We start from the raw sequence: 16041 nt of genomic DNA, 5'->3' as shown, positions 1-16041 counted from the left end.
GTATAACAAGAGAGGTCGGAGCATGAGTTGGGATTTCATCATCATCGGCGCGGGATCGGCAGGCTGCGTGCTGGCCAACCGGTTGAGCGCCAACCCGCGGCACAAGGTATTGCTGCTGGAGGCCGGTGGCAGCGACAAGCACCCGGTGATCCAGATCCCGGCCCTGGCTATGAAAGCCATGAGCAACCCGAAGACCGACTGGATGTTCCAGGCCGAGCCCGACCCAACCCGCAACAACCGCGCCGAGATTGTGCCGCGTGGCCGCTTGCTGGGCGGTTCGAGCTCGATCAATGCCACCTGGTACGTGCGTGGCAACCGCGGTGACTACGACCATTGGGCCGAACTGGGCAACGCCGGCTGGTCGTATGACGAACTGCTGCCTTACTTTCGCAAGGTCGAAAGCAACCGTGATGGTGTTTCCGACACTTATGGCAAGGATGGCGCCATCGTCATCACCGAGATCCGCGGTGTGCCGAAACTAGCCCAGGTGTACCTCGATGCCATGGAGGAGATCGGCATCCCGCGCAACCCTTCCTATAATGCCGAGGACACCGAAGGGGCGGCGATCTTCCACTCCACCCAACATCGTGGGCTGCGCTTCAGCGCCGCCAAGGGCTACCTGGACCCGATCAGGAAGCGCCGCAATCTGACCATCCTGACCGGGGCACTGGTGCGCCGCGTACTGTTCGAAGGCGACACCGCCTCGGGCGTGGAATTCGACCATCGCGGCGTCACCCGCAGCGAGCGCTGCCACGGTGAGGTGATCCTCAGCGCCAGCGCAATCAACTCGCCGAAACTGCTGATGCTATCGGGCATCGGCCCGGCTGCGCACCTGCAGGCCATGGGTATCCCGGTGGTCAAGGACAGCCCCGGCGTGGGGCGAAACCTCCAGGAACACCCTAGCTGCCAGGTCAAAGCGTTCGTCAACGTGCGTACCGCCAACCAGGAATTCAACCTGCCGGGGATGCTCAAGCATGGCCTGCAGTTTCTGCTGACCCGTACCGGGCAGGCTACCTTCACCTATTGCGGCGTCGGCCTGGTGCGCACCCTGCCCGAGCTGCAGTACCCGGACATCCAGTACCACTTCGGCGCCTTCTCGTCGGCCTACACCCCACAAGGCATCAGCCTGCTCGACGAGGCCTCGATCAACCTGCAACCGAACGTCAACCAGTCGCGCAGCCGTGGCTATCTGGAGTTGCGCTCGGCCGACCCCCTGGCGCCGCCGCGCATCCAATTCAACATGCTCAGCGATCCTTACGACGTCGAAACCCTCATCCGTGGCGGGCGTATGGCACGCCGGGCGTTGCAGTCGAAGGCGTTCGCCCCTTATGTGCTCGGCGAATGCAAACCCGGCAAGGACGTGCAGAGCGATGACGAGTGGCACGCCTACCTCAAGGAGAATGCCAGCCAGAGTTACCACCCCTGCGGCACCTGCAAGATGGGCGTGGACGCCGCCGCAGTGGTGACGCCACAGTTGCAGGTGATCGGTGTGCAGCGCCTGCGGGTGGTGGATTCGTCGATCATTCCGCAGATCCCCAGCGGCAACCTCAACGCGATCAGCCTGGCCATCGGCGAGAAAGGTGCCGAGATGATCCTCGCCACCCATGCCCAGCGCGGCCTGGGTGCGTCACGGGCTGTGCACAAGGCGCCGGCCAAGCGTGCCGAGGTCGCGCCTGCAAAGTAGCGGTACCGGACGTTTGCCCACACTTGCGTGTGCATTACAACAAGAGTCGAGGTTGCCGCAAGGCGCCGCAATGACCGCTGAAGGACCGGGAGGTGATCCTGGCATTACGCGCTTTTCGCTGCCGATTCGACTCACTGACCCGTTGTCATAAGAAGGAATAACCTCATGAGATTGCGTGTGTCCCTTGCTGGCGCTGTTGCCGCAGCACTGATATCGATGAACGCCTCTGCTCAGGCAGAGTGCGGGCAGGTCACCATCACCGAGATGAACTGGGCGTCTGGCGCCGTGGTCACCGCAGTCTCCAGCTTCCTGCTGGAGCAGGGCTATGGCTGCCAGGTACAGAAGGTGCCGACCTCCACGGTTCCGGCCCTGACCTCGCTGGCCGAAACCGGCAAGCCGGACATCCTCACCGAGATTTGGCCGGCGGTGGCGGACGTGTACTTCACCTTGGAAAAGCAGGGCAAGCTGGTCAAGGTCGGCAATGTGCTGTCCGATGGCGGCCAGGATGGCTGGTGGGTACCGAAGTACCTGGTCGAGCAACATCCCGAGGCGGCAACGCTGGCTGGGCTCATGGCCCACCCGGAATGGATCGGCGGCCAGTTCAACAACGGCCCCAGCGGCTGGGGCGGACGCGTGTCCAGTGACAACCTGATCAAGGCCTTCGAGCTGGAGCAGCACGGCATCAAGGTGTTCAACCACGGCTCGGGCGAGACCCTGGCCGCGTCACTGGCGTCGGCCTACGAGAGCAGGAAGCCGTGGTTCGGCTACTACTGGGCGCCGACCGGCCTGCTGGGCAAGTACCCGATGGTCAGCGTCGACATGGGCCCGGTCGATGCCGACAAGGCCAAGTGCAATGCACGCATCGATTGCCCCACGCCGGGCAAGACCAGCTGGCCGACGGCGACCGTGCTGACCACCATGTCCAGGGCCTTCCACGACGGCCATCCGGAGATCGTCGCGCTGATGAGCAGGCTCAGCTTCACCAATACGCAAATGAGCGAGCTGCTGGCCTGGCAGGAAAGCAACAAGGCCACTGCGGACGAGACGGCGGCGTACTTCCTGACCCAGCACAAGGATATCTGGCACACCTGGGTCTCCGACGAGGCCGGAAGCAAGCTGGACGCCATCATTCAGTAACCCGCTGCGTGGCGAAGCGCCCACGCCTGTGCGGGGGCCTTCGCCGAGGACATTGCCATGAGTGGATACAACGCCGTATTCGAGAGCCTGGGCTTGCAGGATTGGTGCACCGCAGGCACGCAGGGCGGGCCGGTGACGCTGGCGCAACTGCTGGCCAAGGCCAAGGCCAACCAGGCGGGCGCGGGGGAGGCCAGCCTGCCATTTCCGTCGCTGGACGCGCTGAATAGTACCTGTCCGGCCATCCCCCGTACACGCGACATGACCTCGGCCATCGAGCATGGCTTCCTGTACGTGCGTGACGGCTTGAAAGTAGTCCTCGACCCCCTGACCCAGCCGTTGTCCTGGCTGCTGGAGCTGTCGCTGAAGCTAGTCGACCTGGTGCCCTGGTGGCTGATGATCCTGGCGCTGCTGGCGCTGACCTGGGGGTTGTCGCGGTCGCTGCGCATCACCGCACTGGCAGGTTCGATCCTGCTGGCCCTGGGACTGGTCGATCACCTGCATTACGCCCTGCAGACGATGGCCATCGTGTTCACCTGCACCTTGATCTGCATCCTCGCCGGGCTGCCCATCGGCATCCTCATGTCCCGCAGCGAGCGCTTCAAGAGCGCCGCCTTGCCGGTGCTGGACATGCTGCAGACCTTGCCGTCGTTCGTTTACCTGATTCCGCTGATCTTCCTGTTCAGCGTCACCGAACCGAAGCTGTACGGGATCGCCATCATCCTCTACGCCATCGTCCCGGTGGTGCGCCTGACCGACCTGGGCATTCGCCAGGTCGATGGCAGCGTCGGCGAGGCTGCCGAATCGTTCGGCATGAGCAACTGGCAGCGCCTGACCAGCGTCGAGCTGCCCCTGGCGCTGCCGAGCATCATGGCCGGGGTCAACCAGACCATCATGATGGCCCTGTCGATGGTGGTGATCGCCTCGCTGGTGTCGGCCCCTGGGCTGGGCGTGCTGGTGCTGCGCGGGATCAACAACCTCGAGTTGGGCGTCGGACTGGTGGCTGGCCTTGCCATCGTCCTGCTTGCGATCGCCTTCGACCGCGTGACCAAGGCCTCCATGGCCCGGCTAAGCGCACAGACCAAGGGGTACAACCCATGAACCAGGCAGTCAAGATGGCGGTTCGCGGCTGCTACAAGATTTTCGGCAGCGCACCGGAGAAGATGGTCGAGCGGGTGCGCGCCGGCATGAGCAAGACCGAGCTGCTGCAAAAACACGCCCATGTTTGCGGGCTGCGCGATATCAACGTCGACATGCGTGCCGGGCAAATCACGGTGATCATGGGCCTGTCCGGCTCTGGTAAGTCCACGCTGATCCGCCACCTCAACGGCCTGATCGCGCCGACCGCGGGGGAAATCCTGCTCGATGGTGTCGACCTCACGGCGCTGTCGGCGAATGAGCTGCGCGAAGTGCGCCGGTCGAGCATTTCCATGGTGTTCCAGAACTTTGCGCTGATGCCGCACCAGACGGTGCTGCAGAATGTCGGCCTGGCCAAGCGCGTGCGCGGCGAGCCGGCTGCGCAGGTGGAGGCCGATGCCCGTCGCTGGCTGGCGCGGCTGGGCCTGGCAGGCTTCGAGGACCGCTACCCGCATCAGCTGTCCGGCGGCATGCAGCAACGGGTGGGCATCGCCCGCGCGCTGTCTTCCGATGCCGACGTGCTGTTGATGGACGAAGCGTTCTCGGCGCTGGACCCGCTGACCCGCAAGGACATGCAGGACCTGCTGCTGGAACTGCAGCGCGAGCTGTTCAAGACCATCGTGTTCATTACCCACGATCTCGACGAAGCGCTGCGCATCGCCGACCACATCGTGATGCTCAAGGACGGTGAGGTGGTGCAGCAGGGGGACCCACAGAGCATCGTGCTGCACCCGGCCAACGAGTACGTCGAGCGCTTCGTCAACGACATCAACCGCGCCCGCCTGTTGCGCGTTGAAAGCCTGGCGCAGCCGGCCTCGGTCGAGGAGCTGCGGCGCCTTGAACGTATCGACGCGGCACAGACGCTTGAGCATGCCCTGACCCAGGCCGGAGGCGACCCGGACCGCGCCTTTGCGGTGATGCGCGAAGGGCACCTGGCGGGAGTGCTGCACCTGCGTGACGTGATCAGGGCGATCCTCCCGGGCCAGCCCGGCAAACCCCAGGCACAACCACCTGCAGCGGCCGCCCGCACAGGGCTCAACATTCACCAAGCGTAACCAGGAGCCAGACATTGAATTACCTCGATCACTTCTACATCGATGGCCGTTTCGTCGAAGCCAACGGTCGGACCCGGCGCCCGGTGATCAATCCGGCCACCCTCAAGGCGGTGGGCAGCATCGCCCTGGGCAACGCTGAGGACGTGGACGCGGCAGTCGCCGCCGCCCGGCGTGCCTTCGGGCCCTGGTCGCACACCACGCGCGAACAGCGCCTGGCCGTGCTCAAGCGCTTCGAGGCCCTGTGCATCGAACACCAAGAGGCGCTTGCCCAGCGCATGACCCTGGAGATGGGCACACCGATCAGCTTCTCGCGCCAGGCCCAGGTGGCCGGCTCGCTCGCGCATATCCGCAACGGCATCGAAATCCTCGAGGGCTTTGCCTTCGAGCGCGAGTCCGATGGCGTGCAGCTGCATTTCGAGCCGGTGGGCGTGTGCGGCCTGATCACGCCGTGGAACTTCCCAGTGTTGCAGGTCATCACCAAGCTCATCCCGGCACTGGCCACCGGCTGCACTGTGGTCCTCAAACCCAGCGAATACGCACCACTGAGCACGATGCTGCTGGCCGAGCTGTTGCACCAGGCCGAATTGCCCGCCGGGGTGTTCAATCTGGTCAATGGCGACGGTGCCGGTGTTGGCCAGGCGCTGTCCAGCCACCCTGACATCGACATGGTGTCGTTCACCGGTTCGACCTGGGCCGGGGTCAGCGTCGCGCAACTGGCGGCGCCGACAGTCAAGCGCGTGCACCAGGAGCTGGGCGGCAACTCGGCCAATATCCTGCTGGCGGATGTGGATCTGGCGACCGCCGTGGCCAGTGGCGTGCACGCCGCCTACCGCAATGCCGGGCAGTCCTGCACGGCGCCTGGGCGCATGCTGGTGCCGGCGCAGTTGCACGACCAGGCCATGGCCATTGCCCGCGAGGCGGCGCAGAGCGTAGTGGTCGGCGATGTGTTCGATGCGCGCACCACCCTCGGCCCGGTGATGAACAAGGCCCAGCATGACCGCGCCCTGGCGTTGATCGCTGAAGCGCTGGCCGACGGCGCGACACTGGTCAGTGGCGGGCTGGGCCTGCCTGATGGCGTCGATCAAGGGTTTTTCATCAAGCCCACGGTGCTGGCCAACGTTACCGAGCACATGCGCATCGCCCGCGAAGAAATCTTCGCCCCGGTGGTGTGCCTGATTCCTTACCAGACGCCAGAGCAGGCGTTGGCCATGGCCAACGACACGCCCTATGGCCTGGCTGCCTACCTGCAAGGCAGTGACCGCAAGGCGCTGTTGCGCATGGCCGGCGAGTTGCGTGTGGGACAGGTGCAGATCAACCAGCCGGCCTGGGTCGCCAGTGCGCCGTTCGGCGGCTACAAGCAGTCCGGCAACGGGCGCGAGTGCGGCGAGTTCGGCTTCGAGGCGTATCTGGAGGTCAAGGCCGTGCTGGTCTGAGGGTCGTTACCGCTGTAGCGATGTTTGTCTTCGTTCATAACAACAAGCCATTTGAGGAAGCGTCATGGCGAGTGCGAAAGTACCGACACAGAAATTCCGGCTGGATGATGAGGTCCATCTGAACTACAGGGCCGACGAGGCCGTGCGAGCACACCCACTGGTGCCGGTGGATAAGAGCATCATCGACGCCTATGCAGTCATCGACCGCAAGGCCCTGCGAGCCTACCGCCTGGCCCGCATCCGCGAGCAGCTGCGCCAGCACGACTACGCCGGCATCCTCCTGGCCGACCCGCTGAACATCCGCTACGCCACCGATACGCTGAGCCTGGGCGTATGGGTGATGCATGCCCCCAGCCGCTACGTGTACATCGCCACCGACGGGCCGGTGGTGCTGTTCGACTTCACCAGCAGCAAGCACAACAGCGAGCATGTCGAGACCATCGACGAGATTCGCCCGACCACGCCGTGGATCTACTTCCTGGCCGGCCCCCGGGTCGATGAAAAGGCTGAGCTGTGGGCGCGGGAGATGGCCGACCTGATCAAGACACATGGCGGTGGCAACACCCGCCTGGCGGTCGACCGCTGCGACCCGTGGGGCGCCGACCGGCTCAAGGCCCAAGGCATCTCGCTGTTCGACGCCCAGCCGTTGATGGAGCAGGCGCGGCTGATCAAGTCCGCCGAGGAAATCGCCAGCCATCGCGTGTCCATGGCGGTGTGCGACCTGGGCGTGGCGCGCATGCGCCAGAACCTGGTGCCGGGCATCAGCGAAAACCAGCTGTGGAGCATCATGCATTCGACCAACGTGGCCCATGGCGGCGAGTGGGCCGAGGCGCGCCTGCTGACTTCGGGGCAGCGGACCAACCCGTGGTTCCAGGACGCCACCGACAAGGTGATCCAGGCGGGCGAGATCGTCGGCTTTGACACCGACATGATCGGGCCGGGCGGTTACCTGTCGGACATCTCGCGCAGCTTCATTTGCCCGGGCAAGGCACCTACCGCGTACCAGCGCGACCTGCTGCAGACGGCGTCCGACCAGCTATGCCATAACATCGACCTAATCCGGCCAGGCCTGACCTTCCGCGAGTTCGCTGAACGTTGCTGGCCAGTGCCCAAGCAGTACGAGCACAACCGCTACATGATGATGGTGCATGGCTGTGGGCTAGCCGACGAGTACCCCAGTGTGGCTTATGCCGTGGATTTCGAGGAGTGGGGTTATGACGGGGTGTTTCAGGAGAACATGGTCATTTCAGTCGAGAGCTACATTGGGGAGCAAGGGGGGGCAGAAGGCGTCAAGCTGGAGGAGCAGCTGCTGGTCACCGCTGAGGGCGCGATAAAGCTGTCGAGTACGCCTTTGGTGGACTTCCCGTAGTACAGATAGTTGCCAAACGAGGTCAGCCCCTCTCGCCCATCCGGCTTCACATACCGGAAGCGCAAGCCTTTGCGGCCATTGGGGTAAACGAGGAGATAAAGACCGTCGCCGTCGAAAAAGCTTGTAGGGGCGGTCAGTTGGTTTGGCTGAGCGGCATGCGGTGTCGGTCAGGGGAGCAGCAGTACGAGCCATAAGGGTAAACCACTTCATCGAATCGACTTTATCCCAAACGTCACCCCTAAATCGGCTGGTAGCTGTCGGATTCCGACGGAACGCCATAACGAAAAAACCCGCCAGAAGGCGGGTTTTACGGGGGGTCCAGAGACTTTGGTAGCCTTCGCTGGGACCTGAATTGGTGCCGGAGACAGGAATCGAACCTGCGACCTTCGCGTTACGAGTGCGCTGCTCTACCGACTGAGCTACACCGGCGTGTAGCGCAACGTACCACTGCTCGCACCCGTTACGCAAACCCCTGTTTCGCCTACCTTATTACCCCACCCTCAAGGCGCCTTGCACCCCTTCGGTGCCAGGTCTTCTTCAATGTCGGTCGTACACGCCCAGCCAGCCGCCGCGCGTGTCAGGGTAATGGCCTTGCCGAGCACGGTAGCCGGCGCGTCCACCAGGGTACAAACGATGCTCCCGGTGCCGTCCGCCGCCTTGCCGCTGGCCGTGATCGCACAATGCGCCGTAGCCGGCTGCCCACCCAGCTCGGCCACCGCCGCCACGTCCTTGCCGTCGTTCAGGCGCAGGTCCATCGCCGTCTTCAGCGCGCTGATCTCCAGCAACCCGGCCGCAGCCTTGGAGCGGGACTGGTGGTTGGTGTACATCGGTAAGGCGATGGTCGCCAGAATGCCGATGATCGCGACAACGATCATCAGTTCGATCAGGGTGATACCGCGTTGCCCTTTCATGAACGGTTTCCTTTTTGATACGCGTACGCGTTGAGGTCTGTCTCGCCCCAACCGGCAGCGGCGCAGTAGGCCTGAACAGACACCTTTTGTCACCCCTGCCCGCTTGGGCGTCATCTTCGCTGAACTACTCTAGTGAGCATCATGGACGCGCGCCCTGGCATGGACGCGGCAAGCTGTTTCCAAGCTTGTCGCACGGGCAGGAAAAAAGGACCTTGGCATGAACCCATCGACTCCTCTCTACACCTGGCACGGCACCGACGCCAACGGCCAGCCGGTCAGCGGCCAGACGCCCGGGCGCAGCCCGGCACACGTGCGCGCCGGGCTGATTCGTCAGGGCATCAAAGTGGCAGGTTTGCGGCCCGCTGGCGGGCTGACCTTCAGCTTGCCGAAACGCCAGGCAAAAGCCGACCCGGCGGGTTTCAGCCGCCAGCTGGCGACCTTGCTCAAGGCCGGGGTACCGCTGCTGCAGGCGTTCGACGTGATGGGGCGCAGTGGCTGCGATGCGGGGCAGGCAGCGTTGCTGGGCAAATTGAAACAGGATGTCGCCTCGGGCCTGGGGCTGGCGGACGCGTTGCAGCGCCACCCAGGCTGGTTCGATGCGCTGTACTGCAACCTGGTGCGGGTGGGTGAGCAATCCGGCACGCTGGACCGCCAGCTGGAACAGCTGGCGAGCACGCTGGAACAACGCCACACGCTGCACCGGAAAGTGCGCAAGGCGATGATCTACCCGCTATTGCTGTTGCTGACCGGGTTGGGGGTATCGGCGATTCTGCTGCTCGAAGTGATACCCGAATTCGAGAACCTGTTTTCAGGCATGGGCGCAGCGCTGCCCGCGTACACCCAATGGGTCATCGATTTGTCCGCGATGCTGAGCCGGTTTGCGCCGCTGTTGGTGCTGCTGGGCACTGCGTTCGCTTTCACCATGCGCCGGCTTTACCGGCAGCACACACCGACGCGCCTGTGGCTATCCCGGCAAGTGCTGGGCTTGCCGGTGTTCGGCAGGTTGCTGGCGCAGGCGGCGCTGGCGCGCTTTGCGCGTAGCCTGGCAACGGCCTATGCCGCCGGGGTGCCGTTGCTGGATGCGTTGGGCACGGTGGCGCGGGTGAGTGGTGGCGACTTGCACGAACAGGCGGTATTGCGGCTGCGCCAGGGCATGGCCAATGGGCAGGGGCTGAACCAGGCGATGGCCGCCGAGCCGCTGTTCCCGGCGTTGCTGGTGCAGCTGACGGCCATCGGTGAAACCAGCGGTACGCTGGACCAGATGCTGGAGAAAGCCGCCAGCCATTACGAGGAACAGGTCAGCCAGGCGCTGGACCAGTTGACCAGCCTGCTGGAGCCGGCCATCGTGCTGATCCTGGGCGTGCTGGTTGGCGGCCTGGTGGTGGCGATGTACCTGCCGATCTTCCAGTTGGGTAGCTTGATCTGAACATGACATCATGGACTTTGCTGGCAGAGCAGCCGGCGTACTTCCTCACCTTGGCCACGCTGCTCGGCCTGCTGGTGGGCAGTTTCCTCAATGTGCTGGTGTACCGCCTGCCGATCATGCTGGAGCAGCAATGGCAGCGAGAGGCGCAGGAAGTGTTGGGGCTGCCGACAACGGCGCACGAGCGCTTCGACCTGTGGCTGCCAGCCTCGCATTGCCCGCATTGCGGCCATCGAATCCGCGCGTGGCAGAACATTCCGCTCATCAGCTACCTGGCCCTGCGCGGGCGCTGTTCAGCCTGCAAGGCCCGCATCAGCCCGCGCTATCCGCTGGTGGAAGTAGCCAGCGCGCTGCTTTCGCTGGTGGTGGCCTGGCACTTTGGTGTTTCGCTCGAGACCGTGCTGGCGCTGCCATTGACCTGGTGCCTGCTGGCCCTGAGCCTGATCGATGCCAGGCACCAACTGTTGCCGGATGTGCTGGTGCTGCCGATGCTGTGGCTGGGGCTGATCGTCAACGCCTTCGGCCTCTATGTGCCCCTGGCCAGTGCGCTGTGGGGGGCGGTGATCGGCTACCTCAGCCTGTGGACGGTGTACTGGCTGTTCAAGCTGGCCACCGGCAAGGAAGGCATGGGCTATGGCGACTTCAAGTTGATGGCGTTGATCGGGGCCTGGGGGGGCTGGCAGGTATTGCCGTTGACGTTGCTGCTGTCGTCGCTGGTCGGGGCGCTGGTGGGGCTGTGCCTGCTGCGCCTGCGCCGGCATGCCTTGGGCACGGCAATGCCGTTTGGGCCCTATCTGGCGATTGCGGGGTGGATTGCTGTGCTCTGGGGTGATGAAATATACGCCTCATACCTGCAACTGCTTGGATTCTGATGACCACTGCGGCCTTTACCCCCTGGATTCTCGGCCTGACCGGCGGCATCGGCAGCGGCAAAAGTGCTGCTGCCGAGCGCTTCGTCGAGCTTGGCGTGCACCTGGTCGATGCCGACCAGGCGGCACGCTGGGTGGTCGAACCTGGCCGCCCGGCGCTGGCCAGCATCGTCGAGCGCTTCGGCCCTGGCGTGCTGCAAGCGGACGGCCAGCTCGACCGCACGGCCCTGCGCCAGCTGATCTTCGCCGACCCGGCGCAACGCAAATGGCTGGAACAATTGCTGCACCCGCTGATCGGCCAGGAAATCTTCACTTACCTGGCCAAGGCCGAGTCGCCGTATGCGGTGTATGTCTCGCCGCTGTTGATCGAGTCGGGGCAATACCAGAAAACCCAGCGGGTGCTGGTGATCGATGCGCCGCAAGCGCTGCAAGTGGCGCGGACCCTGGCGCGGGACAACACCAGTAGCGAGCAGGTGCAGGCCATACTCAAAGCCCAGTTGGCGCGTGAGGAGCGCCTGCGCCATGCCGACGATGTGGTGGTCAATGACGGCGACCTCGCCGCGTTGCATGAACAGATTGACCGCCTGCACCACTTTTACCTGACTTTACGAGGAGGCCAGCCATGAGCCAGCCATTGACCGTCGATTGCCCGACCTGTGGCGCACCTGTGGAATGGAACGAGAAAAGCCCGTTCCGGCCGTTTTGCTCGGACCGTTGCAAACTGATCGACCTGGGTGCCTGGGCGGCGGAGGAACACAAGATCCCGGGTTCGGATGAGGCCGAGGATGAGCTGTATTCGGGGGACCTGGAGCCACGCCACTGAGTCCACCGTACGCCACTGCAGGAGCGGCCTTGTGTCGCGATGGGCCGCAAAGCGGCCCCCCTCCGTGGCTTCATGGCAACGATCGTCCGGAAGCATGTGATTACGCAGCTATCGCTCATCCTCCTTCCACGGCGCCTGCAGATAGCGCGTGCGGTTGAAGGTTTCCAGCCACTCCGGGCAGAACACCACCAGTGCACTGATCACCGTGCCGTTGATGAACGCTTCCGGGAACATCATCAGCCACAGGTAGCCGACAAAGTCGCTGAGCCACTCCGGCATGGCGAAGCGCCCGTTCAGCCACAACAGGCCAAGCCCGGCCGACAGGCAGGCCAGTACGGTCAGTGCTGCGGGGAAGAACCCGGAACAGAAGATGTACACGAACAGGTTGCGCGGCTGGGCACGCTCGACCGCTATCGCGCATGCCTCGGCAATCAGCACCGGCAAGCCAACCAGCAACAAGCCATTGATCCCCAGCGCCGCCAGGTCCTGGCGCCCCAGCACCAGCAAGCCGACCTGCGCCATGCAACCGCCCAGCACCGCCAGCGGCCAGTCCAGCAACAGCGTCACCGCGGTCATGCCGATGAAGTGGTAGGACACCCCAGTATCGAAATCACGCCTTACCAGCCACAGGGCAAACAGGCAGAACACCGTGCCGAACAGCAGGTGCTGGCGGCGCCGGTCGCTGAGCAGTTCCACCCAGCGCACCTGGCTGGCCGCCCAGGCCAGCAACGGCAGGTAACCGAGCCAGCCGAGGGTAAGGGTGGTTCCGGACAACACCTGCGCGCTGATCACCTGAACAATGCCCCTTGCCGCCCTGTGGATAATGGCGAGTCTACACCTATTCTCGGTTTCATTCGGCTGCGCTAGGCTGGCGGACTCATTCGATGCAGGACGCATTGCTCATGCCGGAAGGAACCAACCTCGCCCTGCTGCTGGCAGCAGCGCTCGACGCCACTATCGGCGTGCTTCACCTGGCCATCATCGCCGTCGGGCCACGCTGGTACCGGTTGTTCGGCGCTGGCGAACGCATGGCAGTGGCCGCCGAAAGAGGCCGCTGGTACCCAGGCCTGATCACTGCCGCCATCGCCTGCGTATTGCTGGCCTGGTCGGCCTATGCACTTTCGGCTGCCGGGGCAATCGCGCGGCTGCCCTTGCTGTTGCCGGCCATCTGCCTGATCACCCTGGTGTTCCTGGCGCGCGGCTTGCTGGGGCCGATGCTGCTGGCCGGCACCGGGCGCTCGCGGCGGTTTATCGTGGTCAGTTCGCTGGTGTGCCTGGGCTTTGGCCTGGTGCATTTGCTGGGGCTGGTGCAGCAGTGGCCGGCGCTGCACTGATTTTTCCGCACAAACAGCATCTTACCGTCATCGATTAGGGTCTAAGCTTGCCCCATGGATGACTCAGATTACCTGCGCCTGCTTACCATCCAGGCCGAACAAGCCAATGCCTTTCTGTCCAACGCCCGCAAGTGGGAGCGGGAGCGTTGGGTGTGCCAACGCCTGTTGCAAGGGCTGAACATCCCCTACCGCAGCGAGGACTTCACCCCGGCCGGGCAGGAACCGCCAGACGTGCTGTTCCGCGATGCCGCCTTCGAGGTGTTTTTCGTGCTCGACGAAGGCCGCCGGTTGAACGATGAATGGCGCGAAGAGCTGCAACGCCGGCGCAGTGCGTTTTCCCTGGCGCAGCTGGTACGCCGCGAAGCGCGCCCGCGGCGCATCAGTGCTACCGAGCTGCTGGGGCGCCTGGCGCCGACCTTGCGCAAGAAGGCGCACAATTACCGCGAACGCGGGCTGGAGCTGAACGAGCTGGATATCATCGCCTTCGCCAGCCTCAAGCGCGAGGTGCTCGACCTCAACACCCACTTCCCGCCACCCACCGAATACCTGCGCCAGGGCTGGCGTTCGCTGTCGCTGGTCGGGCCGACCTTCGCCCGGGTGCTGTTCGCCCACCCGGATGCACCGGACTTCCTGCGCGGCAACCTGGGCCGCAGCATCGTGTTCGACGTGGGCATCAGTCTTTGATCCAGTGCAGCGAGTGTTTGCGATGGCGTACACTCGGCGGCAGAGATAGAAGGCATTATCATTTGTTTCAAGCGCCTGCGTGAACGCTGTAGCGTTTGCGCAGTCACAAACGTCTACCTGACGAGGCCCCACCATGACCAGCCGCCTGAATCCGGAAGATCAGCGTCGCGTCGATGAGTATCTGCGAGCCCCCCAGCACCAAGTCGAGCGCAGGCCCTTCCGGCCGTGGCTGCTCCTAGTGCTGGTGGTGGCCGTGACCATCGGGTTGGGTCTCATCAGCCGCCTGCTGAGTGGCCTGGTGCTATGAGCTGCTTCGCGCTCGCCCGCCCCTCGCGCAGTTTGCGGCCGGCCCCCTGGGCCACGAATTCCGTAAACCTTATGAGATATTCCCATGACTCATCGCATCGTGATTGTCGGCGGCGGCGCCGGCGGCCTGGAACTGGCGACCCGCCTGGGTAAAAGCCTGGGCAAGCGCAAGCAGGCCGAGATTACCTTGGTCGACGCCAACCTCACGCATATCTGGAAACCACTGCTGCACGAAGTGGCGGCAGGCTCGCTGAACTCCTCGGAAGACGAACTGAACTACGTGGCCCAGGCCAAGTGGAACCACTTCAACTTCCAGCTGGGCCGCATGAGCGGCCTGGACCGCGAGGGCAAGCAGATTCAGCTGGCCGCCACCCTCGACGAAGAGGGCCGCGAGCTGCTGCCTGCGCGTACCCTGGGCTACGACACCCTGGTGATTGCCGTGGGTTCCAATACCAACGACTTCGGCACCCTGGGCGCGGCGCAGCACTGCCTGTTCCTCGACACCCGCAAGCAGGCCGAGCGTTTCCACCAGCAACTGCTCAACCATTACCTGCGCGCCCATGCCGGTGACGTGGCCAGCGAAAAAATCAGCGTGGCCATCGTCGGCGCGGGTGCCACCGGTGTGGAACTGGCGGCCGAGCTGCACCACGCGGCGCACGAACTGGCGGCCTATGGCCTGGACCGCATCCAGCCCAAGGACATGCACATCACCCTGATCGAAGCCGGCCCGCGCGTGCTGCCGGCACTGCCCGAGCGCATCAGCGTGCCGGTGCACAAGACCCTGGAAAAACTTGGGGTCAAGGTGATGACCAACGCGGCCGTCAGTGAAGTGACCGAGGATGGCCTGAAAACCAAGGATGGCGAAGTGATCCAGGCCAGCCTGAAGGTCTGGGCGGCGGGTATCCGTGCGCCGGGCTTCCTCAAGGACATCGATGGCCTGGAGACCAACCGCATCAACCAGCTGGTGGTGCGCCCTACCCTGCAGACCACGCGCGACGACAACATCTTTGCCTTCGGCGATTGCGCCGCCTGCCCGCAACCCGGCAGCGACCGCAACGTGCCGCCACGGGCGCAGGCCGCGCACCAACAGGCCTCGATGCTGGCGCAGAGCCTGAAGGCACGGCTGGAGAACAAGGCGCTGCCGACCTACGCGTACAAGGACTACGGTTCGCTGGTGTCGCTGTCGCGCTTCTCGGCGGTGGGCAACCTGATGGGTAACCTGATGGGCAGTGTGAAACTGGAAGGCTGGTTGGCGCGCATGTTCTATGTGTCGTTGTACCGGATGCACCAGATGGCACTGTACGGTTTCTTCCGCACCGCACTGATGATGCTCGGCAGCAAGATTGGCCGGGGTACCGAGCCGCGCCTGAAGTTGCACTGACAGGCATCTGGCTCCACCTGCAAGGCTTGCCCGCGAAGAAGGCGTCGCGGTGCCGGGCACGGGTTTCGCCCGTGTTCGCGGGCAAGCCCGCTGCCACAGGGGTATGCCTGCGGTCGGCCTGGACAGGCCGTACTGACGGCACATTCTTTGGGGATTAATTCGAGGCAAAAGAAAAAGGGCATCTCATTCGAGATGCCCTTTTTACATGGTGGGTCGTGTAGGATTCGAACCTACGACCAATTGGTTAAAAGCCAACTGCTCTACCAACTGAGCTAACGACCCGGAAAATGGTCGGGGTGAGGGGATTCGAACTCCTGACATCCTGCTCCCAAAGCAGGCGCGCTACCGGACTGCGCTACACCCCGAGATTGGCTCCGCGACCTGGACTCGAACCAGGGACCCAATGATTAACAGTCATTTGCTCTACCGACTGAGCTATCGCGGAACTGAACTTCGGTACAACCTTTACTACTTCGAAGCTTGTGTTAGCTTCGATCT

The 16041-nt window shown here is 63.9% G+C and carries 16 protein-coding genes, 4 tRNA genes and 1 pseudogene; 14 read left to right on the top strand and 7 right to left on the bottom strand.

What is annotated here, in order from left to right; all coding sequences use genetic code 11:
- Positions 1 to 22: 22 nt before the first annotated feature.
- The 6 genes from ACLEJP_RS19415 to ACLEJP_RS19390 all read left to right on the top strand — a co-directional run bounded on the left by ACLEJP_RS19415 (position 23) and on the right by ACLEJP_RS19390 (position 7812).
- Positions 23 to 1684 (top strand): GMC family oxidoreductase, encoded by a 1662-nt coding sequence (locus ACLEJP_RS19415; protein WP_440808940.1) that lies wholly within the window; start codon positions 23 to 25, stop codon positions 1682 to 1684.
- Positions 1685 to 1849: 165 nt separating this feature from the next.
- On the top strand, positions 1850 to 2821 hold the full coding sequence (locus ACLEJP_RS19410; RefSeq protein WP_440808938.1) for an ABC transporter substrate-binding protein: 972 nt from the start codon (positions 1850 to 1852) through the stop codon (positions 2819 to 2821).
- A gap of 57 nt (positions 2822 to 2878) precedes the next feature.
- Positions 2879 to 3919 (top strand): ABC transporter permease, encoded by a 1041-nt coding sequence (locus tag ACLEJP_RS19405; protein WP_440808935.1) that lies wholly within the window; start codon positions 2879 to 2881, stop codon positions 3917 to 3919.
- Positions 3916 to 5010, top strand: coding sequence for a quaternary amine ABC transporter ATP-binding protein (locus ACLEJP_RS19400; RefSeq protein WP_440808932.1), 1095 nt, complete (start codon positions 3916 to 3918; stop codon positions 5008 to 5010). Before ACLEJP_RS19405 ends, ACLEJP_RS19400 begins: the two co-directional genes overlap by 4 nt.
- 14 nt (positions 5011 to 5024) lie before the next feature.
- Positions 5025 to 6443: an aldehyde dehydrogenase family protein gene (locus ACLEJP_RS19395; protein WP_440808929.1), complete on the top strand. Its 1419-nt coding sequence runs from the start codon at positions 5025 to 5027 to the stop codon at positions 6441 to 6443.
- A gap of 64 nt (positions 6444 to 6507) precedes the next feature.
- Positions 6508 to 7812: a M24 family metallopeptidase gene (locus ACLEJP_RS19390; RefSeq protein WP_440808928.1), complete on the top strand. Its 1305-nt coding sequence runs from the start codon at positions 6508 to 6510 to the stop codon at positions 7810 to 7812.
- Here the strand turns inward: ACLEJP_RS19390 and ACLEJP_RS19385 are convergent.
- From ACLEJP_RS19385 to ACLEJP_RS19375, 3 genes and pseudogenes are all read right to left on the bottom strand, one after another.
- A pseudogene (locus tag ACLEJP_RS19385) lies at positions 7806 to 8004 on the bottom strand (integrase arm-type DNA-binding domain-containing protein); the annotation flags it as partial. The gene ACLEJP_RS19390 and the pseudogene ACLEJP_RS19385 overlap by 7 nt on opposite strands.
- Before the next feature lie 161 nt (positions 8005 to 8165).
- Positions 8166 to 8241: transfer RNA gene (locus ACLEJP_RS19380), tRNA-Thr, on the bottom strand.
- A gap of 71 nt (positions 8242 to 8312) precedes the next feature.
- On the bottom strand, positions 8313 to 8723 hold the full coding sequence (locus ACLEJP_RS19375) for a pilin (RefSeq protein ID WP_225780306.1): 411 nt from the start codon (positions 8721 to 8723) through the stop codon (positions 8313 to 8315).
- A gap of 217 nt (positions 8724 to 8940) precedes the next feature.
- On the opposite strand from ACLEJP_RS19375, the gene ACLEJP_RS19370 reads away from it, so the two are divergent.
- The 4 genes from ACLEJP_RS19370 to yacG are packed head-to-tail and all read left to right on the top strand — an operon-like array spanning position 8941 to position 11838.
- Positions 8941 to 10149: a type II secretion system F family protein gene (locus tag ACLEJP_RS19370; protein WP_440808925.1), complete on the top strand. Its 1209-nt coding sequence runs from the start codon at positions 8941 to 8943 to the stop codon at positions 10147 to 10149.
- A 2-nt stretch (positions 10150 to 10151) separates the two neighbouring features.
- The gene (locus tag ACLEJP_RS19365; protein ID WP_440808924.1) at positions 10152 to 11018 is read left to right on the top strand and encodes a prepilin peptidase; all 867 of its coding nucleotides are present in this window, start codon (positions 10152 to 10154) and stop codon (positions 11016 to 11018) included.
- Positions 11018 to 11641 carry a dephospho-CoA kinase gene (coaE, locus tag ACLEJP_RS19360; protein ID WP_440808922.1) on the top strand — a complete coding sequence of 208 codons (624 nt, stop codon included), beginning with the start codon at positions 11018 to 11020 and terminating at the stop codon, positions 11639 to 11641. Before ACLEJP_RS19365 ends, coaE begins: the two co-directional genes overlap by 1 nt.
- Positions 11638 to 11838: a DNA gyrase inhibitor YacG gene (gene yacG, locus ACLEJP_RS19355; RefSeq protein WP_225780302.1), complete on the top strand. Its 201-nt coding sequence runs from the start codon at positions 11638 to 11640 to the stop codon at positions 11836 to 11838. Before coaE ends, yacG begins: the two co-directional genes overlap by 4 nt.
- Positions 11839 to 11946: 108 nt before the next feature.
- Here yacG and ACLEJP_RS19350 read toward each other — a convergent pair whose 3' ends face one another.
- Positions 11947 to 12630 carry an energy-coupling factor ABC transporter permease gene (locus ACLEJP_RS19350; RefSeq protein ID WP_225780301.1) on the bottom strand — a complete coding sequence of 228 codons (684 nt, stop codon included), beginning with the start codon at positions 12628 to 12630 and terminating at the stop codon, positions 11947 to 11949.
- Positions 12631 to 12740: 110 nt separating this feature from the next.
- On the opposite strand from ACLEJP_RS19350, the gene ACLEJP_RS19345 reads away from it, so the two are divergent.
- From ACLEJP_RS19345 to ACLEJP_RS19330, 4 genes are all read left to right on the top strand, one after another.
- Positions 12741 to 13172: a hypothetical protein gene (locus ACLEJP_RS19345; protein ID WP_440808919.1), complete on the top strand. Its 432-nt coding sequence runs from the start codon at positions 12741 to 12743 to the stop codon at positions 13170 to 13172.
- A 54-nt stretch (positions 13173 to 13226) separates the two neighbouring features.
- Positions 13227 to 13856, top strand: coding sequence for a DUF1780 domain-containing protein (locus tag ACLEJP_RS19340; RefSeq protein ID WP_013970766.1), 630 nt, complete (start codon positions 13227 to 13229; stop codon positions 13854 to 13856).
- A 133-nt stretch (positions 13857 to 13989) separates the two neighbouring features.
- A complete protein-coding gene (locus ACLEJP_RS19335; RefSeq protein WP_013970765.1) occupies positions 13990 to 14163 on the top strand; it encodes a DUF3094 family protein in 174 nt (57 codons plus the stop codon).
- Between the two features lie 84 nt (positions 14164 to 14247).
- Positions 14248 to 15543, top strand: coding sequence for an NAD(P)/FAD-dependent oxidoreductase (locus tag ACLEJP_RS19330; protein ID WP_225780299.1), 1296 nt, complete (start codon positions 14248 to 14250; stop codon positions 15541 to 15543).
- A 206-nt stretch (positions 15544 to 15749) separates the two neighbouring features.
- Here ACLEJP_RS19330 and ACLEJP_RS19325 read toward each other — a convergent pair.
- The 3 genes from ACLEJP_RS19325 to ACLEJP_RS19315 form a co-directional block, all read right to left on the bottom strand.
- Positions 15750 to 15825 (bottom strand) — tRNA-Lys (locus ACLEJP_RS19325).
- A 6-nt stretch (positions 15826 to 15831) separates the two neighbouring features.
- Positions 15832 to 15908, bottom strand: a tRNA-Pro gene (locus tag ACLEJP_RS19320).
- A 4-nt stretch (positions 15909 to 15912) separates the two neighbouring features.
- Positions 15913 to 15988, bottom strand: a tRNA-Asn gene (locus ACLEJP_RS19315).
- Between the last annotated feature and the right edge of the window lie 53 nt (positions 15989 to 16041).

This window comes from Pseudomonas sp. SMV7 (assembly GCF_052041995.1).
GTDB lineage: Bacteria > Pseudomonadota > Gammaproteobacteria > Pseudomonadales > Pseudomonadaceae > Aquipseudomonas.
Note: the sequence above shows the minus strand (reverse complement) of the source record. Positions and strands in the feature narration are given on the sequence as shown.